Here is a 24,827-nt window from a genome sequence, read left to right as displayed (position 1 = left end):
CCTTCGCCGGTAGAATCTCCGCCTGTGTCCGGCACAGTGGTCGACGCGTTCGCCCGCCAGATCGATCTGAGCAGGCTGTCCGCGGAGCAGTTCATCCAGCTGCTCGAAACTCTGCACATGCTGGGGTCGGCCGGGACCGGCGTGCACCTGAGCGGGATGTCCACGGAAACGCTCGCCGACGTCGTGCGGCGCGCGTCGAAGGAGCAGCTCAGGGCGATCGGTGAGCATCCTGAACTGCGGATGGTGTTCCTGGAGGAGATCTTCCGCCGGATGTCGGACCACTTCCTGGCGGAGAAGGCGCGGTATTCGAGCGTCGTGGTGTGCTGGCGGTTCCCGGGTGGCTCCGGGATCGGCGGGTACGACCGGTTCCAGACGGTCATCGAGGACGGCCGGTGCCACTCGGGGAAGGACCTGGGGCGCGAGCCGGACACGACGATCACGATCGCGCCGGACGACTTCTTTCGCGTCGCGACGGGCAACGCCGCGGTGGCGGCGATGTTCGTGACCGGCAAGGTCAAGGTGAAGGGCGAGTACGCGCCCGCGGTGCGGCTGTCGGGTTATTTCGATATACCGAAGCCGGCTTAGCCCTCGATGATCGGGCGGTTGGTGGTCTCCTTGTCGACCACCTCGCTGTCGACGACGATGAGCCGGTTCGGCATGCGGCGTTCGGCGCGCTTGAGCCAGGCCCGGCGGACGATGCCGCGGGTGGGCGGCAGCAGCAGCGCCAGCCCGGCGAGGTCGGAGAGGAAGCCCGGGATCATGATGAGCAACCCGCCGAACGCGACGAGCATGCCGTCGGTGATCTCCGCGTGCGGCGACCGGCCGGCGCGAGCGGTGGCGAGGAACGCCTGAGCGGCGCGCGCCCCTTCCCGCCGGGCGAGCCAGGAGCCCAGGAACGCCCCGACCACGAGCAGCCCGAGCGTGCCCAGGAAGCCGATGAGCGAGCTGACCGCCCAAACGGCAGCCACCTCGGCGACGATGTACAGCAGCAACACGACAGCCATACCGGTTCAACGTCCGGAACCGGCGGATTTCTCCCGGGCCAGGCCGGAGAGGAACAGCCCGGCCTCGCGCGGGGTGGTCAGCAGGTACTGCCGGGCGCCGCAGCCGTGCTCGGCGATCGCGCGCAGGGCCCGGGGCCGCGAGCGGCGGCGGAAGGCCCAGATCCAGGCCAGGAACTCGAGGGACAGACGTTCCGGGCAGCCCGGCGCCTGCCCGTCCCGCCCCCAGCCCCGCAGGACACGCAGGACGGCCCGGCGCAGGCAGACCCTCCGCGGCGGGTCGAGAAGGATCACGGTGTCGGCGGCGGCGAGCCGGATCTCCAGCGTGCCGCCGTAGTTCCCTTCGAGGAGCCACCGCTCGCCGGCGACCAGGGCCCGCTGCCGCGCGGCGAACTCCCCGGCGGGCAGCGGCACCCAGCCCGGCTGCCAGTAGACGTGGTCGAGGTGGGTGACCGGGAGGTCGAGCAGCGCGCCCAGCCGCCGGGAGAAGGTCGACTTGCCCGCCCCACCGCAGCCGAGCACCACGACGCGCCGCATGGCCGCCGACCCTAGCCCACCTGTCTCAGCACGGCCGCGAGTTCCGCCGGCCGCGTCAGGAACGGGTGGTGCCCGCACGTCATCTCGACCACCGAGCCAGCCCGTTTCGCCTGCTCGCGCTGCACGTCCGGCGGTGTCGCCGGATCGTCGGCGCACACCACGTACGTCGAGGGCAGCGAGCGCCACGCGGCGGCCCGCACCGGCTGGGTGAAAGCCGTCGCGGTCTGCGGGACCAGCCGCGTCATGGCGCCGGCCGCAACCTCCGGGTCGCAGTCGTGCAGGTAGCGCGGCGCGAGCGAGGGGCGCAGCGACACCAGCCCCTCCCCGGCGGGCTCCACCGGCGCCACGCCGCCGGTCACGTCGGACAGGGACTCGCCAACGTCGGGCAGGTACGAGTCGACGTAGACCAGGTGCCGCGCCGCCGGGTGATCCGCCGCGGCCTCGGTCATCACCACTCCGCCGTAGGAGTGCCCGCACAGCACCGCGGGGCCGTCGTCCAGCGCCGCCCGCACCGCCGCGACGTCCGCGTACAGGTCACCCCCGCCGCCGCAGCTGGGCAGCTCCACCGCCACGCTCTCCGGCAGCAGCGGCGCCATCGGGCTCCACCACCAGGCGCCGTCGCGGACCAGGGCACCGTGCACGAACACCACCCGCATGCCCCCAACCTGGCACCGCCCGGCGGCCGCCGGAAGCGTGTTCGCTCAGGGCTTGCGGGCCACGCCGCCGAGGACGCGGGACTCCGAGGGCGTCCGGCGGAACAGGGTGCGCCGGTCCGGGTGCCACGACGGCGCGTACACCAGTCCGGGCTCGAGCAGCTCCCAGTCGCCGAAGAAGCGGGCGAACTCGGCCCTCGTGCGCAGCTGCCCGGGGTTCGTGGTGCCCTCGTAGTACTCCACCAGGTCGGCCAGCGCCTGCCGCTCCTCGTCGCTGCGCGGGTTTTCGTTCGTCATCTGCGACAGGACCAGCAGCGAGCCCGGCCCGAGCCGGTTCCGGAAGTAGGCGACGCGGCTGTCCGGGTCGTCGGCGTCCTTGATGAAGTGCAGCACCGCGTTGATCACGAGCGCGACCGGCTGCCGCGCGTCCACCATGCCGGTGTCCAGGACCCGTTCCCACAGGTCCTCGGCGTGCATGAAGTCGGCGGCGATCGCCACGTGCCGCGCCGGGTCGGCGGTGTCGGCCAGCAGCAGCTGCGAGTGCGCCAGCGCGACCGGCTCGTTGTCCACGTACACGACCCGGCTATCGCGTTGGGGCCGCGCCTCGTCGGCGACGTCGTGCACGTTGCCCGCCGTCGGCAGCCCCGACCCGATGTCCACGAACTGCCGCACCCCCAGCCGCGCGCACTCCCGCACCGCGCGGCCGAGGAACTGCCTGCTGGTCTTCATGTACTCGCCGATGAGCGGCAGCCTGCGCCGGATCTTCTGCGCGAACTCCCGGTCGATGGCGTAGTTCGTCGTGCCGCCGATGAAGTAGTCGTAGACCCGCGCCGCGGACGGGCGGTCCAGACTGTTCTCCACAGCGCGCAACGCCTCGTCCATGCGCCCCATGGTAGTGATCAACGAAGTCCGGATGTGATCCGAAATGAATTGCCCGATTGGAGCGTGATGGCCGAATTCGTCCTGGTCCACAGCCCGCTCGTGGGTCCGCAGACCTGGCAGCTGGTCGCCGCCGAACTCCGTGCGCGTGGCCACCGCGTGGCCACCCCGTCCCTGGTCGCCGCGCTCGACGGGCCCGGCCCCTACTACCCGCGGCTCTTCGACGCGGTCCGCGAACCCGGCACCCTGGTGGTGCACAGCGGCGCGGGTGCGCTGGCCGCCGGGATCGCCGCCCGCACCGGCGCACCGCGGGCCGTCTTCGTCGACGCCCTCCTGCCGCACCCCGGCCGCAGCTGGTTCGACACCGCGCCGCCCGAGCTGGCCGAGCGCCTGCGCGACCTGGCCACCGACGGCAGGCTCCCGCCGTGGCACGAGTGGTTCCCGCCCGGCACGGTCGAGGACCTGCTGCCCGACCAGCGGATCCGCGACGAGTTCCTGGCCGGGTTGCCCCGCGTCCCGCTCGCCTACTTCACCGAACCCGCGCCCGCCGAGACCGAACCGCCGAGCGCCTACCTCCAGCTCAGCGGCGCCTACGACGAGGAAGCCCGCGAAGCCGCCGGACGCGGCTGGCCCGTGCAGCGCCTGGACACCCACCACCTCGCGCCGCTCACCGACCCCGCCACCATCGCGGACGCCCTGGAACGGCTGTGAGATTCCACATCGTGAGCTGCGGGAACAAGCGGATTCCCGCGTCTCGTTGAACCGTTCCGTGGCATCAGAGCAACGGCAGGCGCGCGTGCGCGCGCCCGAACTCGCCGGCGACGTGTGGCTGAACACCGGCGGTGAGACCGTCACGCTGGCCCAGCTGCGCGGCAAGATCGTGCTGCTCGACTTCTGGACGTCGGGCTGCATCAACTGCCTGCACGTCCTGGACGAGCTGCGCCCGCTGGAGGAGGAGTTCGCCGACGTGCTCGTCACGATCGGTGTGCACTCGCCGAAGTTCCTGCACGAGGGCGAGGCCGCGGCCATCGAGGCGGCCGTGCGCCGCTACGAAGTGCACCACCCGGTCCTCAACGACCCCGACATGACGACCTGGTCGCAGTACGCCGTGAAGGCCTGGCCGACGCTGGTGATCGTCGACCCGCAGGGCTACGTCGTGCACACCGCCGCCGGCGAGGGGCACGCCGAGGCGCTGCGCCGGGTCGTCGCCGAGCTCGTCGAGACCCACGACGCGAAGGGCACCCTGCGCCGCGGCGGCAACCCGTACGTGCCGGTCGAGGAGCAGCCCGCCGACCTGCGCTTCCCCAGCAAGGCGGTGGTGACCGCCGAGGGCCGCATCCTGGTCGCCGACACCGGCAACCACTCGATCGCCGAGTTCGCCTCCGACGGCGAGACCCTGATCCGCCGCTTCGGCAGCGGCGCCCGCGGCCGCGCCGACGGCGCGTTCGACGTCGCGAGCTTCGCCGAGCCGTCCGGTCTCGCGTTGCTGCCCGCCGAGGTCGCCGACCAGGCCGGCTACCACCTGCTCGTCGCCGACACGGCCAACCACCTGCTGCGTGGGGTGGACCTCGTCACCGGCGAGGTCACCACGGTCGCCGGCACCGGCAACCAGTGGCGCGACGGCGAGACCGACGGCGACGCGCTGTCCATCGACCTCACCAGCCCGTGGGACGTGATCTGGTGGGAGCCCGCGGGCGGCGCGGTCGTCGCGATGGCTGGCAACCACACGCTGGGCCTGTTCGATCCGCGCACCGGCCGGATCTCCCGGTTCGCCGGCACGACCGTCGAGGGCCTGCGTGACGGCGCGGCCGCCGAGGCGTTCTTCGGGCAGACCTCCGGCCTCGCCGTCCAGGGCGACCGGTTGTGGCTCGCCGACGCCGAGACCTCCGCGCTGCGCTACCTGGAGGACGGTGCCGTGCACACCGCGATCGGCACCGACCTGTTCTCCTTCGGCCACCGCGACGGCGACGCCGCGGACGCGCTGCTGCAGCACCCGCTGGGCGTCGCGGTGCTGGCCGACGGCACCATCGCGATCGCGGACACCTACAACGGCGCCGTCCGCCACTACGACCCGGCGAGCGGCAAGGTGTCCACGCTGGCGAAGGACCTCGCCGAGCCGTCGGGCCTGCTGGTCACCGGGGACGCGCTGCTGGTCGTCGAGTCGGCCGCGCACCGCCTCACCGCGCTGCCGCTGACCGCGGACGGGCAGCAGGTCGCCGGGGACGCGCTCGCCGTGCGCCGCCCGCCGACCGAGCTGGCCCCGGGCACGGTCGAGTTCTCGGTGGTCTTCACGCCGCCGCCCGGCGAGAAGCTCGACGACCGGTTCGGCCCGTCGACCCGCCTGCAGGTGACGGCCGCGCCGCCGGAGCTGCTGGTCGAGGGCGAGGGCACCGGCACCGAGCTGACCCGGTCGCTCAAGATCGCCGAGGGCCACACCGAGGGCGTGCTGCAGGTCGTGGCGCAGGCCGCGAGCTGCGACGCCGACGCCGAGCACCCGGTCTGCCGGGTGACCCGCCAGGACTGGGGCGTGCCGATCCGGATCACGCCGGACGGGCCGGACCGCCTCCAGCTGATCCTCGCGGGGGCGTGAAGGCGCGCTCCAGCACGTCCATGGCCTGGTGGAACAACGTGACCAGGTCCGGATCCGAACCGGGCTGCCAGCGTCCGATGGCGGCCCGGTTCGCGCCGATCGCGGCCGCGGCCGTGGTCCGCACGTAGAGGTCGTCCGCCGGTAGTCCGGTGCGCGCGGCCAGGGCTTCGGCCACCGCCTCTTCGAGCGCGCGGTTGGCCTGTGCCACTCGCGGCATCAGCTCCGGGTGCTCCCGCAGCAGCAGCGTCCGCTCGGTCCACACGTCAGTGGCGGCCAGTTCGGCGAAGCGCCCGGCGAACACCTCCCGCAACGCCGTCAGCGGCGGCTCGTCCGCGGGCCGGTCCGCGATGCGCTGCCCCAGCGTGGCGGCCGCGATGTCCAGCGACAACACGGCCTCGTCCTTGGTCGCGAAGTAGTTGAAGAACGTCCGTGGCGAGACCCCGGCGGCCGCGCAGATGTCCTCGACGGTCACCGCGTCCGGCCCGTGCCTGCGGTACAGCGTGACGGCCGCGTGGCGCAGTGCTTCGCGGGTGGCTTCCTTCTTGCGCTCGCGCAGACCGGTGGGCGGGCTCACGATTCTTACAGTACTGCATTTTTGCAGCGCCTGCAAAAAGTGATAAGCTGACAGCATGGCGGAACATGTCGAAACCCAGGAACAAGAACCCGGAAAGCTCCGCACCCTGGCCGAAAGCCTGTGGTTCCCGGTCTTCTTCGCCCTCGGCTTCGTCTTCTGCTACCTGCTCGCGTTCCACGCGCCGTCGCCGCACCACATCGAGGTCGCGGTCGCCGACGAGACCGCCGCGGCGCGCATCGAGGCGGCCCTGGGCCAGGCGAGCCCCGGCGCGTTCGACATCCAGCCGGTCGCCACCGCCGACCAGGCCCGCCAGGCGGTGCTCGACCGCGACGCCACCGCCGCCTACTCGGCCGATCCGGCGCGCCCGACGCTCTTCGTCGCCAAGGCCGACGGCTACCTGCTCGAATCGGTCCTCAACCAGGCCTTCGCCCCGGTGGCCGCCCAGACCGGGCACGCGCTCACCGTCGTCGACCTCGCGCCGACCGAACCCGGCGACGCGATGGGCACCGGTCTGTTCTACCTCGTGCTGATCTGGAACATCCCCAGCTACATCGTCGTGATGATGTTGCTGCGGGCGGTCACGCTGAGCCGCCGCGCCAAGGTCGCCACGCTGGTCGGCTTCGGCGCCCTGCTCACCCTCATCGGCTACGCCGGCGGCGTCGCGATGGACGTCATCCCGAACGACCCGGTCGCGATCCCCGTCGCATTCCTGCTCACGCAGGCCGTCTCGCTGACCTCGTTCGGCCTGGTGCCGCTGGTCAAGCAGTGGTTCCCCGGGGTGGCGATGGGTCTGTTCGTGCTGCTGTCGATGCCGTCCAGCGGCGGCGCGGTGCCGGTCCAGATGGTCCCCGGGTTCTTCCGCGCGCTGCACCCGTTCTTCCCGATGGGCAACCTGATCGAGGCCCTGCGCGGCATCTTCTACTTCGACGGCCGGGGCGTGCTGCGGCCGGTGCTGGTGCTGTGCGGGTGGGTCCTGCTCGGCGTCGTGTTGATCGCCGGTCACGCCCTCGTGCAGCGTCGCAAGGGCGGCGCGGTCGAGGAGCCGCCGGTCGAGGACCCGGCCTTCGAGATGCCGCAGCCGACCGCGGTGCCGGCGGACCACCGCCACTTCGGCGAGCCGGTGCCGACGCTGACCGGCGCGGTCCACGCGGCCGACGGCTCGCCGGTGCCGGGCGCCGCGGTGACGGTGATGGACGGCCGCGGGCACCAGCTCGTCCGCACGACGGCCGACGGCGAGGGCCGCTACGCGGTCGCCGGGCTGCCCGGTCAGTTCGTCGACCTGGTCGTGTCCGCGCCAGGGTTCGAGGCGACCGCGAGTCGCGCGCTGGTGCGCGAGGGCGGGACCACGCACCGGGACTTCACCCTGCGCGGACGGCAACCGCTGGTCTCCGCGGCACGCTGAGGACACGTAGCATTACCGGCGTGTCGGAAGCCAAGAACCTGCCGGACGCCGCGGCGAAGCTGGAAATCCAGATGCTGCACGACCGCGTCCTCGTCCGGGTCTCCGCGGAGGAGGGAGAGCGCCGCAGCAGCGGCGGCATCGTGATTCCGGCGACCGCTCAGGTGGCGCGCCGTCTCGCGTGGGGCGACGTACTGGGGGTAGGCAGTAATGTACGCAACGTGAAGGTCGGCGACCGCGTGCTGTTCAACCCCGAGGACCAGCTCGAGGTCGAGGTCCAGGGCGAGGCGTACCTGGTGATGCGGGAGCGCGACATCCACGCGGTGGCCACCGAGCGCACGGAGCACGGGACGGGCCTGTACTTGTAACGCGTCCGGGAGGAAGCGTGGGGCGGGAGGACCAGTACTGGCCGGAGCGGGACCCTGATTCCCTCCGGAACGCCGAGACCGCGGTCGGACCGCGTCCGCCCGCCGAGTTCCTGCTGGACGAACCGCTCGACGCGACCGAGGACGCCCTGGTCGGGGAACTCCTTGAGGTCGGCGACGCGCCTGCGGCGCCACCGTCGCCCGGCAAGCGCTTCCTGGCCCGCGCGTTCATGGTCGCCGGCTGCCTGCTGGGCGTCGGGGTCATCCTCTACGGCGCGGACCTGATCGTCAGCGCCGGTGACGTGCCGCGCGGCGTCACGGTCGCCGGTGTCGAGGTCGGCGGGCTCAGCCGGGAGGACGCCGAGGCGAAGCTGCGCCGCGAGCTGGGCCCGCGCCTGAACGCGCCGGTCCCGGTCGAGGCCGGGGACGTGCGCACCACGCTCGACCCGGCGCGGTCCGGCCTGACTGTCGACTGGTCGTCGACCGTCGCGCAGGCCGGGCGCCAGCCGCTGGACCCGCTCGACCGGATCACGTCGTTCTTCCGCACCCGCGAGGTCGGGGTCGTCACGTCCACCGATCCGGACAAGCTGCACCAGTCCATCGCGCGGCTGGCGGCCGAGCGCATCAACCACCCGCCCACCGAGGGCAGCATCGGGTTCGTGACGGTCCCGGGCACCGACGGCGGGGTGAACCCGTACCCGATCGAGCCGAGGAACGGGCAGGACCTGGTCGACGTGAAGGGCGCCGGGGACATCCTGCGGGCGAGCTGGCTGGACAAGAGCGGCGTGCGCCTGCCGGTCGTGCTGACGCCGGTCAAGGTCACCTCGGCCGGGGTGCACTTGGCGCTGGAGCGGCTGGTCGCGCCCGCGGTGGCCAAGCCGGTCACGCTGCACGGCGACGGCGCCGACGCGGTGCTCAAGCCCAGCGCGATCGCCGCCGCCCTGAAGTTCAGCCCGGCCGACGGCGGCGCGCTGCGGGTCGAGGCCGATCCGGGGAAGCTGCAGCAGGCGGTGCGGGACCCGCTGGTGTCCACCGAGAAGCGCGGCAAGGACGCGCAGATCGTGTTCGCCGGTGGCGCGCCCGCCGTCCAGCCGTCCGAGGACGCGCGCAAGATCGACTGGAACCGGACGTTCCAGCCGCTGATGGACGTCCTCGCCAAGCCGGACGGCCGCGACCTGGCGGTGCGCTACCAGACGACCCGCCCGCAGACCACGACCGAGGAGGCGAACGCGCTGGGCATCAAGGAGGTCGTCGGCGAGTTCACCACCAGCGGGCTGTCCGGCCCGGCCGCGACGAACGCGCGGATCATGGCGGACAAGGTGAACGGCACGATCCTGCGGCCCGGCGAGACGTTCAGCCTCAACGCGCGGGTCGGCGCCCGCAGCCAATCGCAGGGGTACGTCCCGGCGCCGGTCAACGAGGACGGGTTCGGCCCGGAGGTCATCGGCGGCGGCTCGTCGCAGCTGGCGACGACCCTCTACAACGCGGCGTACTTCGCGGGCCTGACCGACGCGGGCCACACCGAGCACAGCTACCACCTGGACCGCTACCCGGCGGGCCGGGACGCCGTCGCGATCACCGCCGACGGGGCGGCGGTGGACCTGAAGTTCACCGACAGCCTCAAGAGCGGGGTGGCGATCCAGGCGTCGGTGTCCGGCGGCAGCGTCACGGTGAAGATCTGGGGCACCAAGCAGTACCGCGTGGAGTCCTCGACCGGTTCGTTCTCGGACTTCCGGCCGCCACCGCTGCAGCCCGGCGGCCCCGGTCCGGACTGCCGCCCGTCCGGCGGCCGCCCCGGCTTCACCACCACCGACACCCGGGTGCTCTACGACGTGACCACCGGAGTGGAGGTCCGCCGCGACACCAGGACCGTCACCTACGCCCCGAAGCCGGCCGTGCTGTGTGGTTTCGGGGTGAGCTCCGACCCGGGGCACGGCACGGAAATCCGGTAGCGGAGCCGCCGGGGCCGCTGTCAGCATCCGGTGGTGGAGATCTTCGGACCGGTGCTGGACGTGCGGCCGCTGTTCGGCCGGGAGCGTCGCGAACTGCTGCGGTTGCTGGGCTCGCTGAGCGCGGCGGAGTGGTCGGCGCCGACGGTGTGCCCGGGCTGGACGGTGCACGACCTCGCCGGGCACATCCTGAACGACTACATGCGCCGGTTGTCCGGCGGCCGGGACGGCTTCGCCGGGGCGAAGTTCGCCAACGACGAGACCCTGCCCGCCTACCTGACCCGGGTCAACGACGAGTTCGTCCGTGCGATGCGGCAGGTCAGTCCCGACCTGATCGTCCAGTTGCTCACCGTCCTCGGCCCCGAGCTCGACCGGCTGTGGGAGTCCTTCGACCTGACCGCGCCGGCGATGCTGGACGTGTCGTGGGCCGGTCCCGGCACCAGCCCGGCGTGGTTGGACATCGCGCGCGAGTACACCGAGTTCTGGGTGCACCAGCAACAGATCCGGGACGCGGTGGGGCGGCCCGGCGCGGACGAGCCCGAGCTGGTGCGCCCGGTGCTGGACGCGTTCATGCGCGCGCTGCCCCACACGCTGCGAGACGTGGTTCGCCCGGAGGGCACCGTGGTGCGGGTCGTCGTCCCCGACGGCGGGACGTGGCACGCTAGGTCGGACGGGCAGCGCTGGCGGATGGCCGCCGGGGGCGAACCCGCCGCCACCGTCACCATGCGGCCCGGCGATTTCTGGCGCCTGGCCACGCGGGGCATCTCCGTCGACGAGGCCCGCCGTCGCGCGGACCTCGACGGCGACCGCGAACTCGCCGGGGCGGTGACCACCCTGCTGGCCGTGGTCGCCTGATCTCAGCGCAGCACGAGGCAGTCGTCGAGGTCGTCGAGCCAGTCCGGGGTCTCCAGCCACCGGTTCCAGCGCAGGTCGAGCTTCACCAGCGGCAGCTCGGCGAGCCCGTCCGGCAGCGTGCGCAGCTCGTTCTCCCGCAGGTCCAGGTACCGCAGGTCGCGCAGCTTCCCGACGGACGCGGGCAGCTCGGTGAGGTGGTTGCCGCGCAGGTGCAGCTCCCGCAGCTTGCTCAGCTCGCCGATGCTGTCCGGCAGCTCGTGCAGGTCGTTGCGGTACAGGCGCAGTTCGCGCAGCTCACGCAGGCCGGAGAGGTCCGAGGGCAGCGACTTCAGCCCGTTGTCCGTCGCGCTCAGGTAGCGCAGACGGCCGAGCCGGGTCAGCGAGTCCGGCAGCGTCGTCAGGCGGTTGTCCGAGAGGTACAGGTACTCGGTCAGGTTCGGCAGGTCGCCCAGCTCGCTGGGTAGTTCGGTGAGCTGGTTGTGGCCGAGGTCGAGGGTGTGCAGCGAGGTCAGCCGCGCGAGGCCGGCCGGGATCGAGGTCAGCCGGTTCGCGGCCAGGTTCAGCACGGCCAGCCGGTCGAGGTCCCACAACTCGTCCGGCAGCTCGGTCAGCTCGTTGTCGTAGGCGCTCAGGTACTCCAGGCCGGCGGGCAGTTCGGGCAGCCGGGTGAGGCCCTGGTGGTCGAGGTCCATCGGGCGAACATACCGGCGCGATCACTCCGCGTACGTTCCGATACCCTCCGTCACCGTTCTCGAGAGAGGGAGGATCCACGTGAAGAAGTCCCTTGCCCTGCTGGCGGCGGCCGCGGCGGTGGTGGTGCTGCCCGGGACGGCCACGGCCGCGGAGGGCGAGCCGGCCCTGGTGCACGCTTCGCCGCAGAACGGCTGCAAGCTGAACATCCGGGCGGCCGCGGACGTCGGCTCGGCGCTGCTGCACACGCTGACCTGCACCAACTACACGACCTGCGTGCACGCGCCGGAGCGGGACCTGCCGTGCGGGCAGGTCGTCACGGGCGGGCAGTACACCTGTGTCGGAGCCGAGGGCAAGCAGCTGACCGACAACCGGTGGGCCGAGGTGCTGTGGCGCTCGCCGCAGCAGTCGTTCGTGGCCGTCGGCTGCGCCGCGTTCCGGTCCTGAACGCGAACGTGCCCGGGAAGGCGGACCTTCCCGGGCACCACGTCCGAATGTGTTACCTGGTCAGTTTTCGCCGGCCGTACATGCCGCTGACCAGCGAGACCCCGATCGCCGCGATGACCACCTGGGTGATCAGCTCCAGCCAGTCGAAGCCCTTGGTGTCCGCGTAGCCGATGCCCCGCGCGATCGCGGTGCCGATGAACGCCGCGACGATACCGACGATGATCGTGAGCCAGATCGGAATCCCCTGCTTGCCGGGTGCGATCAGCCGACCGAGCGCGCCGATGATCAAACCAACGACGATCGCGCTGATGATTCCACCGATTGTCATCGCAACTCCTTCAGCTTCGGTGTGCTTCCGGGGTACCTTCCCGCGCCGCTTTCAAACCCGCATATTTGCTGTCGCTTATATACGTCTTGTGTGATACTTCGCGGGTGGACGTCTTCGAAGCGGTGGCCGAGCCCAGCCGGCGCACCCTGCTGGACCTTCTGGCCCAGGGCGAGCTGCCCGCGGGCGATCTGGTCGCGGCGCTGCCCGGCCTCACCCAGCCGGCCGTGTCCCGCCACCTGCGGATCCTGCGGGAGGTCGGGCTGGTCGAAGTTCGCCCGGACGGGCAACGCCGGATCTACGCGTTGCGCCCGGACGGCCTGGCCGAGATCGACAAGTGGCTCGGCCGGTACCGCCGCTACTGGGCGCGCCACCTCGATTCCCTCGAGCGCCACCTGGCGCGCAACCAGGAAGGACACCAGGAGTGAGCTCCGAGAACGGCACGATCGAAACCGACGGCGAGGCGGCGGTCATCCGCTTCGAGCGCCACCTGCCCTTCCCGATCGAGACGGTGTGGGCCGCGATCACCGATCCCGCGCAGCGGCGGGCGTGGTTCGGCGAAACGGTCCTGGACACCGAGGCGGGCACCATCGAGATGCTGCCCGAGGACCCGCCCGCGCCCGACGACGCCAAGCGCATGACCGGGCGGATCCTCGTGTGGCAGCCGCCGCACGTGTTCGAGCACGAGTGGCGCCAGCGCATCGTCGAGGACGGCGTGGTGCGCTACGAGCTGTCCGAGACGCCGGACGGCACCCTGCTGAAGTTCACCCACCGGGGACTGTCAGTGCGCAACGCGCGGGGCTTCATCCCGGGCACACACGCCTTCTTCGACCGGCTGGCCGCCCACCTGGCCGGCGCGGAGCCGCCCGCGTGGCCGGAGCGCTACGCGGCCGTCGCCGAGCGCTACCCGGCCTGGTCCTGACGCCCTGTCAGCGATCATCCGTGGCAGTGGGCCACGTCGGGCGGCTCGGCGAGGAAGGGGCGCAGCTCGAGCCATTCGTGGATCGGCTTCCCGCCCGCCCCGGGCGCGGCCGACAGCTCCCCGGCCAGCTCGACCGCACGGTCGTAGCTGTCCACGTCGATCACCATCCACCCGGCGATCAGGTCCTTGGTCTCCGGGAACGGACCGTCGGTCACCGGCGGACGCCCCTCCCCGTCGTAGCGCACCCACGTGCCCTCCGGCGCCAGCGCCTGACCGTCGACGAACTCACCGGTCTCCTCCAACCGGGCCGCGAAATCCCGCATGTACTGCACGTGCGCGGTGATCTCCTCCGGCGTCCACTGGTCCATCGGCACGTCGTTGACCGCCGCCGGAGCACCGCGGTAGTGCTTGAGCAGCAGGTACTTGGCCATGATCGTCTCCTCGGTGTGGTGCGCCCATTGTGGCCGCGTTCGCACCGGGGACGGAGCCGATCGCGGGTTCTCGACACCGACGCCGATTCTTTCGGCGAACACGCGAAAGGCCCCCTCGCGCTGGGCGAGGGGGCCTTCCACAGGGGATCTACGGGGAGATCAGAACGCCGACTCCGGAACCTCCATGAGGTCGTTGTCGGCGGCCTCGACGACCGCGCGGCGCGCGGTCAGCTCGGGCAGCACCTGCTTGGCGAAGAACGACGCCACCGCGATCTTGCCCTGGTAGAACGCCTGGTCCTTGGCCGAGGCGCCGTCCAGCTTGGTCAGCGCGATCTCGGCCTGGCGCAGCAGCTGCCAGCCCACCAGCAGGTCACCGGCCGACATCAGGAACCGGACGGTGTGCTGGCCGACCTTGTACAGGTTCTTGACGTCCTCCTGCGACGAGGTCAGGTAGCCGATCATCGAGCCGAGCATGCCCTGCACGTCCTCGAGGGCGCGCTTGAGCAGCTCACGCTCGTTCTTCAGCCTGCCGTTGCCCGCCTCGGACTCGATGAACTTGGTGATCTCGTTCGCGATGTAGCCCAGCGCCTGGCCCTTGTCGCGGACGATCTTCCGGAAGAAGAAGTCCTGCGACTGGATGGCCGTGGTGCCCTCGTACAGCGAGTCGATCTTCGCGTCGCGGATGTACTGCTCGATGGGGTAGTCCTGCAGGAAGCCGGAGCCGCCCAGGGTCTGCAGCGACTGCACGAGCTGCTCGGTGGCGCGCTCGGAGCCGACGCCCTTGACGATCGGCAGCAGCAGGTCGTTGACCCGCTCGGCCAGCTTCTGCGACTGCTCGTCGCCTTCGCCGGTCCACACCTGGTCCTGGAAGGACGCGGTGTAGAGGTACACGGCGCGCAGGCCCTCGGCGTAGGCCTTCTGCAGCATCAGCGACCGGCGCACGTCCGGGTGGTGCGTGATGGTGACCCGCGGCGCGGTCTTGTCGGTCATCTGGGTCAGGTCGGCGCCCTGGACGCGCTCCTTGGCGTACTCCAGCGCGTTCAGGTAACCGGTGGACAGCGTGGCGATGGCCTTGGTGCCGACCATCATCCGGGCGTACTCGATGACCTGGAACATCTGCGCGATGCCGTCGTGCACCTCGCCGAGCAGCCAGCCCTTGGCCGGGATGCCGTGCTGGCCGAAGGTCAGCTCGCACGTGGTGGAGACCTTCAGGCCCATCTTGTGCTCGACGTTGGTGACGAAGGCGCCGTTGCGCTCGCCCAGCTCACCGGTGTTGGTGTCGAAGTGGAACTTCGGCACGAGGAACAGCGACAGGCCCTTGGTGCCCGGCTTGGCCTCGATGCCCGGACCCTCGGGACGGGCCAGCACCAGGTGCATGATGTTCTCGGTCATGTCCTGGTCGGCGGAGGTGATGAACCGCTTCACGCCGTCCAGGTGCCAGCTGCCGTCCTCCTGCAGCACGGCCTTGGTGCGGCCGGCGCCGACGTCGGAACCGGCGTCCGGCTCGGTGAGGACCATCGTGGCGCCCCACGCGCGGTCGATCATGATCCGCGCCCAGCGCTTCTGCTCCTCGGTGCCGTTGCGGTCGAGGATCATCGCGAAGTTCGGGCCCGCCATGTACATGAACAGGGCCGGGTTGGCGCCGAGGATCAGCTCGGCCGCCGCCCACTGCACGGTCGGGGGCAGGCCGAGGCCGCCGAGGTCGTTGGTGAGGCCCAGCCGCCACCACTCGCCGTCCCAGAGCTGCTGGTAGCTCTTCTTGAACGACTCCGGCAGGGTGGCCGAGAACGTCTTGGGGTCGTACACCGGCGGGTTGCGGTCGGCGTCGGCGAAGGACTCGGCCAGCGGGCCGACCGCGAGGTTGTTGAGTTCCTGCAGCGCGCCGCGCGCGGTCTCCTCGTCGGAGTCCGCGAGGACCCCCTTGCCGAGGCGCTCCTGGACGTTCAGGACCTCGAACAGGTTGAACTCGAGGTCTCGCACGTTGGACTTGTAGTGGCCCATGTCGTCGCTCCGTTGTCGATCGGGTTTCCGGCTGGGCGCATGCTGGTCCCCTACTGGCCGGTAACATCAGGATATTACCTGTGGGTAACCGCGGCAAGCGAAACCAGCCTGTTGTGACGCACGGATCGGCTAGCGGGAGCGGTACTCGACCACCCCGGAAGCCGTCGAACCGGGCGAAACCCGCTGCTCCGGGCCGTCGTCGGGCTGGGCCACCAGTATCCCGGCGCGGAAGGCGATCGTGACGGCGTGCGTCCGGTCACGGGCGGAGAGCTTGCGCAGGATGCTCTTCACGTGCGTGCGCACGGTCTCCACGGACAGGTAGAGGACCTTCGCGATGCCCGCGTTCTCCAGTCCCTCCGCGACGAGCTGCAGGACCTGGTACTCGCGGCGGGACAACGGCATCTGGGCGCGGCGCACCGCGGCGGCGCTGGCGGACTGGCGCGCCGCGGACACGAGGGTCACCAGCGACGGGTCGACGTAGCGGCGGTCGAGGTAGGCGCGGCGGATGCCCTCGACCAGCCGGCGCGACTCGGCCGAGCGCGGGATGGCGGCGTGCACGCCGGCCGCGATGGCGTCGTGCAGGAACGCCGGGGTGCGGTTGGCCTCCCGGACCAGCGCGATCACGATCAGCGCCGGGTCGCCGGCGATCAGCAGCTTGCTGAGGTGCCCGCGGGGGTCGAGTCCGGAGTCCACGAGGATGACGTCGGGGTGGATCTGCTCGGCGAGCTGCAGCGCGCCGTGCGGGTTGATGGCCTGTCCCGCCCAGTGCATCCCCTGCGTGCGCTGCACGAGCCCGGACAGGCCCTCGCGGTAGATGGGCACCGGGTCCACAGCGGCGACACCCACGCTGCGGCCGGCCGGCGGTCCCTGCGGCACCCTGCTGGGGTCGTTACTGCGCGTCATCACGAAAAGAACCTCGTCTCGGCAAGGCCGGCCGTGGGAGCAGCACCGCCAGGACGGTCCGCCCCCCTCGACGTCCGCCCGGGCTTCCGTGGCGCCTTGACCCGATCCTCCCTGCTGGAACCGGCCACGACCGACACCCGTCAATTGTCTGACCCGTCAGGGCCGTCCGCGTGACGCGGGTTCACCCGCTTGTGTCGCGCACTACTCTGAGTAAACCGAGTTCCGCAGGTCGGCGAATGCTTCGGCGAGTGTCGTCGGGGTCCAGTGTGCGTTGAGACCACTCGGATTGGGCAGCACCCACACGCGTGTTTCACCGAGCGGGTCCGGCTGGCGGCCCACGGTCGCCTTCGGGCGGTCGAACGCCGTCCGGAACGCGGTGATGCCGACGACCGCGAGCCAGCGCGGCCGGTACTCCGCGACCTTCGCGGCGAGCCGGACGCCGCCGGCGCGGAGCTCGTCGCCGGTCAGCTCGTCGGCGCGGGCGGTGGCGCGGTTGACGACGTTGGTGATGCCGAGACCGAGGTCGAGCAGTTCGTCCTGCTCACTGGGGTCGAACCGGCGCGGGGTGAAGCCGGACGCGTGCAGCGCCGGCCAGAAGCGGTTACCGGGGCGGGCGAAGTGGTAACCGGTGGCGCCGGAGTAGAGGCCGGGATTGATCCCGCAGAACAGCACGTCCAGGCCTGGCCGGAGGACGTCCGGGATGGTCGTCCCCGCCGCTGCGGCGAGCTGTTCTCTGGTGGGTCGGGAGGAAGCCATGCGAAGCCGGATACTAGCCGTCGCCGTCGACTGCCACGACGCCGAAGCGCTCGCGCGGTTCTGGTCGCGCGCGCTCGGCTACGAGGAGATCCGGCGCTGGCGGGACGACAAGGGCGTCGAGTACGTGAACGTCGGCTCGGACGACCAGGAGATGCTGGTGTTCCAGCCGGTCGGCGAGGACAAGGTCGTCAAGAACCGCCTGCACCTGGACCTGGCGCCGGAGGGCGGCAGCCAGGCCGACGAGGTCGCACGGCTGGTGGAGCTGGGCGCGCGGGTGCTGTCGGACGACGACGGCCTGCCGTGGGTGGTGCTGGCGGACCCGGAGGGCAACGAATTCTGCGTGCTCCCGCCGCGCGAGGCGGGCTAGGCTGTCCGGGTGTTCTGCGTGTGCGTGGCCTTGGACTGGTGGGCGCCGTCCGTGTGACGGCCGTTGTGACACCCACTTCGAGCCGTCTTCGGACGGCCGTGCCCCCGAAGGCGGCTCCCTGCCCTGGAGCCTTCCGTGGAACCCCCGATCGAAGTCGGCGCCGACCTGCGTCCTGAAGTAGCCGTCCGGCTGGCGTCCCAAGGCGTCCGCCTGCTGTGGCGCGACGATTTCCCGGCCGCCCGCCGCCTGCTCGCCGCCATGGGCAAGCGCTTGCCCGCGCGCTCGGCGGATTTCTACCGCTACCGCCAGTCCAGGCGGAACCGGGCGCGGGTGCTCGGCATGCTGCTGGTCGAACTCGGCCCCGACCTGCGGATCGACCTGCCGCGCGCGCCGGACGTGCGCGACGCGGTCCGGGCGGCCGGTGGCGTGCCGGGACTGGTGCCGCTGACCGAGCTGCTCGGCATGCTGAGCGCGCACGAGTGGCGGGTGAAGGGCGTGCCCGTGCCGGAGCTGGGCGCGCGGATCCACCCGCACTACGGCGTGTTCTCGCCGACCCGCCAGGACTACGTCTCGCTGGTGGCCCGCGCGCCGCTGCCCGCGGTCCGCACAGCGTTCGACATCGGCACGGGCACCGGGGTGCTCGCTGCGGTCCTGGCGCGCCGCGGGGTGCCGGAGGTGGTGGCGACGGACATCTCCCCGGTTGCCGTGGCGTGCGCCGAGGAGAACGTGCGGCGGCTCGGGCTGCCCCAGGTCCGCGTGGTGGAGGCGGACCTGTTCCCGGCGGGCCGCGCGGACCTCGTGGTCTGCAACCCGCCCTGGCTGCCCGGCGCGGCGCACTCCCCGCTGGACGCCGCCGTGTTCGACCCCGGATCGCGGATGCTGACGGGCTTCCTCGGCGGTGCGGCCGCGCACCTGGAGCCCGGTGGCGAGGCGTGGCTGGTCCTGTCCGACCTGGCGGAGCTGGTCGGCCTGCGCACCCGCGCCGAGCTGCTGACCCGGTTCGCCGCCGCGGGCCTCACCGTGGTGGACCGGCTGGACGCGCCGCGCCGGCGGTTCCCTGGCGAGGACCCGCTCGCGAAGGCGCGGTCCCGGGAGGTGGTGTCGCTCTGGCGCCTGCGGCCCTGACCGGCCGACACTGGCCGCATGGACGCCACCACCGCCGACGGCTCCCCGGTCGAGGTCTACCGCCTGCTGCCCCCGGCAGGCGAAGCGGAGATCGTGCACCGGGCGGCCCCGCCGGGCGCCGCGGTGCTCGACCTGGGCTGCGGCACCGGCCGCATCGCCCACCGGCTGGCCGAGCTGGGCCACCCGGTCACCGCGGTCGACGACTCGCCGGAGATGCTGGCGCACGTCCGCGGCGCCGAGACGGTCCAGGCGAGCATCGAGGACCTCGACCTCGGGCGGCGCTTCCCGGTCGTCCTGCTGGCCAGCCACCTGGTGAACCAGCCGGACAGCGCCGCCCTGCTCGCGACGGTGGCGCGGCACCTGGCCGGTGACGGCGTCGCGCTCGTCGAGTGGCACCCGCCGTCCTGGTTCGACACGGTCACCGAGGGCGGCGGCCGGCTCGGCGAGGTGCTGGTCAGCCTCTCCGGCATCAGCCGCGACGGGCCGCTCCTGAGCGCGACTGTCCGCTACCAAGCGCGCGGGCGGTCGTGGGAGCAGCCGTTCACCGCTCGCCGGCTGACCGAGTCCGAGCTGCGGGTCCGCCTCGCCGAAGCCGGTCTCCGCTTCTCCCACTGGTGCACCCCGGACCACCGCTGGTTCGCCGCGAAACGGACGGAGGTGGCGGATTCACCACGACCCGAGTACGGTATGTGATCTGCCACACAAGCACGACGCCAAAGGAGGCGGCGTGGAATTCGCGATCGTCCTCGGGCTCGTAGTCCTGGTTTTCCTGGCGGCCGGCGTGGTCGTCACCTGGGAGGACCGCCGGGCGGCCAGGCGCAAGGCCCACCAGCGGGCCGCCGCCCTAGCGCGCCTCGGTGAGGTGGACCCGCTCGCGCCGCGCAGGCTCGCGGACCGGCTGGACGGCTGACCGCAGCACCAGGAACAGCGTGGCGGCGATCCAGCCGAGCGCGGCGCCCGTGGTGTTGGTGATCAGGTCGTCGACGTCGAAGATCCGGTACTGGAACGGCGCGGTCCCGAAGTTCGCGGTCAGCTGCGTGATCTCCACGGCAAGCGAGATCGCGAAGCCGAGCAGCACGCCCCCGGTGAACCCCCGCTTCCACAGCAGCCGCGCGAACAACCCCAGTGGCACGAACAGCAGCACGTTCAGGGTCATCTGCTCGAAGGCCGTCGTGGACAGCGCGTTGATCCCGTCCTCGACGGCCTCCCGCCGCGCGTCCGCGATCCACTGGAACGGCACCAGCTGGATGGTCTGGGCCAGCCGCCGCCCGCCTGCGTTCGGCAGCGGCAGGAACGTCACGGCGAGCGCGAACGACGCGTAGGCGATCAGCGTGGCGGTCGTCACGACGCGGCCCGGCACGATCCGCCCGAACCGGACGTGCTGCAGCACCAGTTGCGGGACCAGCACGGTCCCCCAGATGGCGAGGAACCCGATCAGTCCGAAGTGGAGTGCGTTGACCTGCGCTGTCGTCATGCTTCGACGTTATGGCGACCACCTGGCCCGCCGAATCGGCCGAGAAGCCCGGCGACGATCACCGGCATCGGCCGAACGGCCGACATTTCACCGGCCTTCCACCTTTCGGGCCTGGTGGTCGTTGCGCCGCGGAGGTTAGATCGCGCCGGTACGCCCCTGACCGGAGGAAAGATGTCCCCTTCACCTCGCGTGCTGCGACGCTGCGTAGCGGCCACCGCCGCGGCGGTGGCCGCCGTCGCGGTTTCGGCCGCGCCCGCATCCGCGGCCCAGCCGTCCGGCACCACCGACGTCCGGCTGATCACCTTCAACGACTTCCACGGCAACCTCGAACCGCCGTCCGGCTCGTCCGGCCGGGTCACCCTGCCCGACGGCTCGACGGTCAACGCGGGCGGCGCGGCCTACCTGGCCACGCACGTCAAGCAGCTGGAGAGCGAGGTCAAGAACTCGATCCTGCTGTCCGCGGGCGACAACGTCGGCGCCTCGCCGGTGGCCTCCGCGCTGTTCCACGACGAGCCGACCATCGAGTTCCTCAACGAGATGGGCGTGCGGGCCTCCGTCGTCGGCAACCACGAGTTCGACGAGGGCTACCAGGAGCTGCAGCGCATGCAGTTCGGCGGCTGCCACCCGGCCGACGGCTGCCAGTTCCGCGACAGCTACGGCGGCGCGGACTTCCCGTTCCTCGGCTCCAACGTGTACTTCGACAACGGCGCGCCCGCGCTGCTGCCGTTCACCGTCGAGTTCTCCGGCGGCCAGCCGATCGGCGTCATCGGCGCCACGCTGAAGGACCTGCCGACGGTCGTCTCGGCCGAGGCCATCAAGGGCCTGGAGTTCGGCGACGAGGTCGAGGCCATCAACCGGACCTCCGGCTGGCTCGACCGGCTCGGCATCAAGGCCCAGGTCGTGCTGCTGCACCAGGGCGACAACACGCAGGGCGGCGGCCCGGACTCCTGCACCGTGAGCCCCGGCCCGGCCAGCCAGATCGCGAAGGGCGTCTCGGCGAGCGTCGACGCGATCTTCACCGGCCACAGCCACCAGCAGTACAACTGCTCGATCGCGGACCCGGCCGGCAACCCGCGCCCGGTGATCCAGGGCCTGTCGTTCGGCCGCCTGCTGTCGGTCGTCGACCTCAAGATCGACAAGCGGACCCGGGACGTCGTGCGCGGCGCGACCGTGGCGCACAACGAGATCGTCACTCGCGACGTCACGCCCGACCCGGCCGTGGCCAAGCTGGTCGACGAGGCCGTGACCAAGGCGGCGCCGATCGCGAACGAGCAGATCGGCGCCATCACCGGCGACCTGAAGGCGGCCGGCGCCGCCTCCGGCGAGTCGGCACTCGGCGACGTGATCGCCGACGCGCAGCTCGAAGCCACCGCCGCGAACGGCGCGCAGATCGCCATCACCAACCCCGGTGGCATCCGCGCCGACCTCAACTACGCGTCCTCGCCCGCGGGCGAGGGCGACGGCGTGGTGACCTACGGCGAGGCGTTCACCGTGCAGCCGTTCGGGAACATCATGCAGACCATCACGCTGACCGGCGCGAACCTGAAGAACGTGCTCGAGCAGCAGTGGACCGCCACCACCACGCGGATCCTGCAGATCTCGTCGTCGCTGCACTACACCTACTCGGCGTCCGCGCCGGTCGGGTCGAAGGTGCGGGACATCACGGTGAACGGCACGCCGGTCGACCCGGCGGCCACCTACCGGGTGTCGGTGAACAACTTCCTCGCCGGCGGCGGGGACGGCTTCACCGAGTTCACCAAGGGCACCGACCTCGCCGGCGGCCCGGTGGACCTGGACGCGCTGATCGCGTACTTCGGCGCGCACTCGCCGGTCACGCCGCCCCCGGCCGACCGGATCACCGTCGTCGCGTAGTCCCGTTGCCGGTGTGCGGCTCGGATTGCCCGGGCCGCACACCGGTTTTCGCCCGGTCGACATCCGGGCTGCGGTACAGGACCTCCGGGATCTGGGCCAGTTCCGAGCGGCGCAGTTTCCCGCCGAGCCCGTAGAACTCCTGGAAGCTCATGATCAGCGGCCGCCACCGGTCCGGGTCGATCCGGTCGGTCGTGCCGGGCATGCGGATCTCGTCGTGCACGTGGACCTTCTGCACGCGCAGTTCGAAGCACAGGATGCTGCCGAGCTGCGCTTCGTCGTCCGCGGCGACCGGGTGGATCGCCTCGACGACCGCCTCCAAGGCCACCGGGCACTCCGCGACGCGCGGCGGCGCCACGGTCGACGACGGCACCGCGGTCAGGCCGGCCACCCCGAACTTGTCCGCCTCGTAGCGGTATCCCCGGCGCAGCTTGGATTCCGGGACCTCGGCGGTGCCGGTGGTGCGGGCGAGCCGGTCGACTGCGTCGACCTCGCGCACGGATGGCAGGTTCAGCACGCACTCCCTGGTGCGCCGCAGGTTCCGGGCGGTCTGCGACCGGGCGCCGATGCCGATGATCGCGCGCCAGCCCAGCCAGAACGCCGATGAGATCGGGGCGAGGTTGGGGGTGTCGCCGGCCGTGCTGACGAGCACCACCGGCGTGCCGAAGTACAGGATGTTCGGCTCGATCTCCACGTGTGTCACGGTTTCAGCTTCACGATCCACCGATGGCGCCGCTGGCGGGAAACGGACGCGTCGTTCGCCACGGAGAGCGATGCCCGGTCGTCCCATTGAGCGATATTCGTGTTGGCCCGTATCGATTGCTCAAGCCGCGCGTCTAACCAGACGACATGACTTGAATGACGGAGGTGGAACGGGTGACCTCGGAGCGGGCACGGCCGGACGAGACCGACCTGCTGAGCCTGCACGAGGCTATCGCGGAACTGCACGCCTCGCAGGGCGACTTCCGCACGGCCTACGAGCACCTGAGGACAGCGCTGGGCATCGCGCGCACCGCCCGTCCGCAGATCCCGGAGCAGTTGCGCCGTGAGTTCGACCGCCTCCGCCGCGAGCGCGCCCAGGCCCGTGAGGAAAGCCTGCGGGACGCGCTGACCGCGGTCTACAACCGCCGTTACCTGGACAACCGGCTCGCCGATCTGCTCGGGGACGCGCGGACCCCGTTGGCGGTCGCGTTGATCGACATCGATCTGTTCAAAAGCGTCAATGACACGTTCGGTCACTTGATCGGTGACCAGGTGTTGCGACGGGTGGCCGAGTTGTTGCGCGAAGGCGTGCCCGCGCCGGGGTTTTGCGCGCGTTACGGCGGCGAGGAGTTCATGCTCGTGCTGCCGGAGGTCCAGCCAGGGACGGCGCTGCGGATAGCCGAGCACGCCCGGCGCCGGGTGGCGCAACACGCCTGGTCAGAGATTTGTCCCGGGCTCGGCGTGACGATCAGCGTGGGTGTTTCGCACGAGCCGGTGAGCGGTCCGGAGCAGCTGCGGATGGCCGACGACCTCCTTTACGCCGCGAAGCACGCCGGGCGCAACCGGGTCGCGTACCGCGAACGCGGCGGAGTCCGCGTGCTTGAGCACTGTCAGTAATTGACGGCGGTCGTTTCCCCGTTTTGCCGGTGTGCGGCATCACCCCGTTTGTCGCACTCGGCCCGCTTTGGCGCACGCTATGTAAAAAAATCAGCAGGAGGGTGTCGTCAGGACCCGCGAGTATCTCTACGATAACGATGCTCGCCGTCCCGGCGATGATCACTGAGACGGTCCCCTCCCGGCGGGCCGGCGCGACCGAGGGAGAGGAGACCGGGTGCCAGACGACCACGCCGCAGGCCCCGGTCACAGAGCCGACGACGACGCCCCCAACGGCCGGCGACGCAGGCGTTCCCTGGACACGCACGGCGGCATCAACGTTTCGGATCTGGTAGCCCAGCACACCGGATACCGCCCGAGGTTCGATGGCGCCCGGTCGAACGCGCACACGGCGCCCGCGGACCAGGCGCCGGCGGTGGCGCGCCGGAGCGCACCCCCGGCCCGCCCGGAGCCGCGCGCGCCGGAGCCCCCACCGCAACGCCGCTCCCCGGCAACCGGCCGCACGGCAGGCGCGCCCCTGCCGCCCGCCCAGCAGCCCCGCCGAGCCGTACCCCCACGCCGCGGCGCGGCGCCAGCTGGCGAGCCGTCACCCGAGACCCCGAACAGCTTCACCCCGAAGCCGCTACCCGGTGCCGCGGACGCGCCGGAGTCCTCGGGCCGGGCCGCTGCGCCAGGCCGCCACGCGGGTGGTTTTGCCGAAGCGCCAGAGCCCTCGGGCCGGGCCGCTGCGCCGGGTCTCCACACCGGCGGTTTCGCCGAAGCGCCGGAGCCGTCGAACGGTGCCGCGCACCCGAGCGGCTTCGCGAAGACCCCGCCCCGCACCGATGCACGGCACGCGAGTGGTTTCGCGGAGCCGCCGGAGCCGTCGAGCCGGGCTGCTGCACCGGGCCGCCACACCGGCGGTTTCGCCGAAGCGCCGGAGTCCTCGAACGGTGCCGCCCACCCGAGCGGCTTCACGAAGACCCCGCCTCGCGCCGACGCACGGCACGCCAGTGGTTTCGCGGAGCCGCCGGAGCCGTCGAGCCGGGCTGCTGCACCGGGCCGCCACGCGAACGGTTTCGCGGAGCCACCGAAGCCGAACGGCGTCGCGGCACCTGCCCGCCGCGCGCCCCAGCCCGA

The 24,827-nt window shown here is 71.7% G+C and carries 29 protein-coding genes; 16 read left to right on the top strand and 13 right to left on the bottom strand.

The genetic code is table 11. The features are described 5' to 3' along the window. The first annotated feature begins 24 nt into the window (after positions 1 to 24). Entirely contained in the window at positions 25 to 585 is a 561-nt protein-coding gene (locus AMY39116_RS0334965) for an SCP2 sterol-binding domain-containing protein (RefSeq protein WP_027936488.1), read from the top strand. Here AMY39116_RS0334965 and AMY39116_RS0334960 read toward each other — a convergent pair. From AMY39116_RS0334960 to AMY39116_RS0334945, 4 genes are read right to left on the bottom strand one after another with little or no spacing between them, the layout of a single operon-like run. After that, entirely contained in the window at positions 582 to 1,004 is a 423-nt protein-coding gene (locus AMY39116_RS0334960) for an FxsA family protein (protein WP_017985824.1), read from the bottom strand. The genes AMY39116_RS0334965 and AMY39116_RS0334960 overlap by 4 nt on opposite strands. A gap of 6 nt (positions 1,005 to 1,010) precedes the next feature. Next, a complete protein-coding gene (locus AMY39116_RS0334955; protein ID WP_020422243.1) occupies positions 1,011 to 1,538 on the bottom strand; it encodes a hypothetical protein in 528 nt (175 codons plus the stop codon). 11 nt (positions 1,539 to 1,549) lie between these two features. Continuing rightward, complete coding sequence (locus AMY39116_RS0334950; RefSeq protein ID WP_020422242.1) at positions 1,550 to 2,194, bottom strand: alpha/beta fold hydrolase; 645 nt, start codon at positions 2,192 to 2,194, stop codon at positions 1,550 to 1,552. Between the two features lie 45 nt (positions 2,195 to 2,239). Continuing rightward, complete coding sequence (locus AMY39116_RS0334945) at positions 2,240 to 3,082, bottom strand: SAM-dependent methyltransferase (protein WP_027936487.1); 843 nt, start codon at positions 3,080 to 3,082, stop codon at positions 2,240 to 2,242. Between the two features lie 57 nt (positions 3,083 to 3,139). Between AMY39116_RS0334945 and AMY39116_RS0334940 the strand changes: the two genes are divergently transcribed. Next, complete coding sequence (locus AMY39116_RS0334940) at positions 3,140 to 3,781, top strand: hypothetical protein (protein ID WP_020422240.1); 642 nt, start codon at positions 3,140 to 3,142, stop codon at positions 3,779 to 3,781. Between the two features lie 85 nt (positions 3,782 to 3,866). Beyond that, positions 3,867 to 5,660, top strand: coding sequence for an NHL domain-containing thioredoxin family protein (locus AMY39116_RS0334935; protein WP_020422239.1), 1,794 nt, complete (start codon positions 3,867 to 3,869; stop codon positions 5,658 to 5,660). On the opposite strand, the gene AMY39116_RS0334930 is transcribed toward AMY39116_RS0334935, so the two are convergent. After that, positions 5,611 to 6,234 carry a TetR/AcrR family transcriptional regulator gene (locus tag AMY39116_RS0334930; RefSeq protein ID WP_020422238.1) on the bottom strand — a complete coding sequence of 208 codons (624 nt, stop codon included), beginning with the start codon at positions 6,232 to 6,234 and terminating at the stop codon, positions 5,611 to 5,613. The genes AMY39116_RS0334935 and AMY39116_RS0334930 overlap by 50 nt on opposite strands. Before the next feature lie 55 nt (positions 6,235 to 6,289). On the opposite strand from AMY39116_RS0334930, the gene AMY39116_RS0334925 reads away from it, so the two are divergent. From AMY39116_RS0334925 to AMY39116_RS0334910, 4 genes are all read left to right on the top strand, one after another. Then, positions 6,290 to 7,636: a carboxypeptidase regulatory-like domain-containing protein gene (locus tag AMY39116_RS0334925; RefSeq protein ID WP_020422237.1), complete on the top strand. Its 1,347-nt coding sequence runs from the start codon at positions 6,290 to 6,292 to the stop codon at positions 7,634 to 7,636. Positions 7,637 to 7,707: 71 nt separating this feature from the next. Next, positions 7,708 to 8,001 (top strand): co-chaperone GroES, encoded by a 294-nt coding sequence (locus AMY39116_RS0334920; RefSeq protein WP_051079572.1) that lies wholly within the window; start codon positions 7,708 to 7,710, stop codon positions 7,999 to 8,001. A gap of 17 nt (positions 8,002 to 8,018) precedes the next feature. Next, entirely contained in the window at positions 8,019 to 9,950 is a 1,932-nt protein-coding gene (locus AMY39116_RS0334915) for a VanW family protein (RefSeq protein WP_020422236.1), read from the top strand. Between the two features lie 33 nt (positions 9,951 to 9,983). Then, complete coding sequence (locus AMY39116_RS0334910) at positions 9,984 to 10,802, top strand: maleylpyruvate isomerase family mycothiol-dependent enzyme (protein WP_157358797.1); 819 nt, start codon at positions 9,984 to 9,986, stop codon at positions 10,800 to 10,802. 2 nt (positions 10,803 to 10,804) lie between these two features. Here AMY39116_RS0334910 and AMY39116_RS0334905 read toward each other — a convergent pair whose 3' ends face one another. Continuing rightward, on the bottom strand, positions 10,805 to 11,494 hold the full coding sequence (locus AMY39116_RS0334905; protein WP_020422234.1) for a leucine-rich repeat domain-containing protein: 690 nt from the start codon (positions 11,492 to 11,494) through the stop codon (positions 10,805 to 10,807). Positions 11,495 to 11,573: 79 nt separating this feature from the next. Here AMY39116_RS0334905 and AMY39116_RS0334900 point away from each other — a divergent pair, with 79 nt between their 5' ends. Beyond that, complete coding sequence (locus AMY39116_RS0334900) at positions 11,574 to 11,939, top strand: hypothetical protein (RefSeq protein ID WP_020422233.1); 366 nt, start codon at positions 11,574 to 11,576, stop codon at positions 11,937 to 11,939. A gap of 52 nt (positions 11,940 to 11,991) precedes the next feature. On the opposite strand, the gene AMY39116_RS0334895 is transcribed toward AMY39116_RS0334900, so the two are convergent. Beyond that, positions 11,992 to 12,267 carry a GlsB/YeaQ/YmgE family stress response membrane protein gene (locus AMY39116_RS0334895; protein ID WP_020422232.1) on the bottom strand — a complete coding sequence of 92 codons (276 nt, stop codon included), beginning with the start codon at positions 12,265 to 12,267 and terminating at the stop codon, positions 11,992 to 11,994. A 104-nt stretch (positions 12,268 to 12,371) separates the two neighbouring features. On the opposite strand from AMY39116_RS0334895, the gene AMY39116_RS0334890 reads away from it, so the two are divergent. Continuing rightward, positions 12,372 to 12,692, top strand: a complete 321-nt coding sequence (locus AMY39116_RS0334890) for a helix-turn-helix transcriptional regulator (RefSeq protein WP_020422231.1) — start codon at positions 12,372 to 12,374, stop codon at positions 12,690 to 12,692. Then, positions 12,689 to 13,186, top strand: a complete 498-nt coding sequence (locus AMY39116_RS0334885; protein ID WP_020422230.1) for an SRPBCC family protein — start codon at positions 12,689 to 12,691, stop codon at positions 13,184 to 13,186. The genes AMY39116_RS0334890 and AMY39116_RS0334885 overlap by 4 nt, the downstream gene beginning before the upstream one ends. Positions 13,187 to 13,200: 14 nt before the next feature. On the opposite strand, the gene AMY39116_RS0334880 is transcribed toward AMY39116_RS0334885, so the two are convergent. From AMY39116_RS0334880 to mug, 4 genes are all read right to left on the bottom strand, one after another. Next, positions 13,201 to 13,617 (bottom strand): YciI family protein, encoded by a 417-nt coding sequence (locus tag AMY39116_RS0334880; protein WP_020422229.1) that lies wholly within the window; start codon positions 13,615 to 13,617, stop codon positions 13,201 to 13,203. 159 nt (positions 13,618 to 13,776) lie between these two features. After that, the gene (locus AMY39116_RS0334875; RefSeq protein WP_020422228.1) at positions 13,777 to 15,618 is read right to left on the bottom strand and encodes an acyl-CoA dehydrogenase; all 1,842 of its coding nucleotides are present in this window, start codon (positions 15,616 to 15,618) and stop codon (positions 13,777 to 13,779) included. A gap of 129 nt (positions 15,619 to 15,747) precedes the next feature. Continuing rightward, positions 15,748 to 16,521: a response regulator transcription factor gene (locus AMY39116_RS0334870; RefSeq protein ID WP_027936486.1), complete on the bottom strand. Its 774-nt coding sequence runs from the start codon at positions 16,519 to 16,521 to the stop codon at positions 15,748 to 15,750. Positions 16,522 to 16,722: 201 nt separating this feature from the next. Beyond that, the gene (mug, locus tag AMY39116_RS0334865) at positions 16,723 to 17,277 is read right to left on the bottom strand and encodes a G/U mismatch-specific DNA glycosylase (RefSeq protein WP_039791927.1); all 555 of its coding nucleotides are present in this window, start codon (positions 17,275 to 17,277) and stop codon (positions 16,723 to 16,725) included. Between mug and AMY39116_RS0334860 the strand changes: the two genes are divergently transcribed. From AMY39116_RS0334860 to AMY39116_RS0334845, 4 genes are all read left to right on the top strand, one after another. Then, complete coding sequence (locus AMY39116_RS0334860; protein WP_020422225.1) at positions 17,276 to 17,644, top strand: VOC family protein; 369 nt, start codon at positions 17,276 to 17,278, stop codon at positions 17,642 to 17,644. The genes mug and AMY39116_RS0334860 overlap by 2 nt on opposite strands. 135 nt (positions 17,645 to 17,779) lie before the next feature. Then, positions 17,780 to 18,769: a class I SAM-dependent methyltransferase gene (locus tag AMY39116_RS0334855; protein ID WP_020422224.1), complete on the top strand. Its 990-nt coding sequence runs from the start codon at positions 17,780 to 17,782 to the stop codon at positions 18,767 to 18,769. 18 nt (positions 18,770 to 18,787) lie between these two features. Further along, complete coding sequence (locus AMY39116_RS0334850; RefSeq protein ID WP_020422223.1) at positions 18,788 to 19,462, top strand: bifunctional 2-polyprenyl-6-hydroxyphenol methylase/3-demethylubiquinol 3-O-methyltransferase UbiG; 675 nt, start codon at positions 18,788 to 18,790, stop codon at positions 19,460 to 19,462. A 34-nt stretch (positions 19,463 to 19,496) separates the two neighbouring features. Next, the gene (locus AMY39116_RS0334845) at positions 19,497 to 19,679 is read left to right on the top strand and encodes a hypothetical protein (protein ID WP_020422222.1); all 183 of its coding nucleotides are present in this window, start codon (positions 19,497 to 19,499) and stop codon (positions 19,677 to 19,679) included. Here AMY39116_RS0334845 and AMY39116_RS0334840 read toward each other — a convergent pair. After that, on the bottom strand, positions 19,614 to 20,243 hold the full coding sequence (locus tag AMY39116_RS0334840) for a VanZ family protein (RefSeq protein ID WP_020422221.1): 630 nt from the start codon (positions 20,241 to 20,243) through the stop codon (positions 19,614 to 19,616). The genes AMY39116_RS0334845 and AMY39116_RS0334840 overlap by 66 nt on opposite strands. Before the next feature lie 171 nt (positions 20,244 to 20,414). Between AMY39116_RS0334840 and AMY39116_RS0334835 the strand changes: the two genes are divergently transcribed. Continuing rightward, on the top strand, positions 20,415 to 22,115 hold the full coding sequence (locus tag AMY39116_RS0334835) for a bifunctional UDP-sugar hydrolase/5'-nucleotidase (protein ID WP_051123655.1): 1,701 nt from the start codon (positions 20,415 to 20,417) through the stop codon (positions 22,113 to 22,115). Here AMY39116_RS0334835 and AMY39116_RS44110 read toward each other — a convergent pair. Continuing rightward, positions 22,099 to 22,815, bottom strand: a complete 717-nt coding sequence (locus tag AMY39116_RS44110; protein WP_235716276.1) for a flavin reductase family protein — start codon at positions 22,813 to 22,815, stop codon at positions 22,099 to 22,101. The genes AMY39116_RS0334835 and AMY39116_RS44110 overlap by 17 nt on opposite strands. A 155-nt stretch (positions 22,816 to 22,970) precedes the next feature. Between AMY39116_RS44110 and AMY39116_RS0334825 the strand changes: the two genes are divergently transcribed. Further along, positions 22,971 to 23,711: a GGDEF domain-containing protein gene (locus AMY39116_RS0334825; RefSeq protein ID WP_020422218.1), complete on the top strand. Its 741-nt coding sequence runs from the start codon at positions 22,971 to 22,973 to the stop codon at positions 23,709 to 23,711. The last annotated feature ends 1,116 nt before the right edge of the window (positions 23,712 to 24,827 follow it).

This window comes from Amycolatopsis sp. ATCC 39116 (genome assembly GCF_000231075.2).
Classification (GTDB): domain Bacteria; phylum Actinomycetota; class Actinomycetes; order Mycobacteriales; family Pseudonocardiaceae; genus Amycolatopsis_E; species Amycolatopsis_E tucumanensis.
Note: the sequence above shows the minus strand (reverse complement) of the source record. Positions and strands in the feature narration are given on the sequence as shown.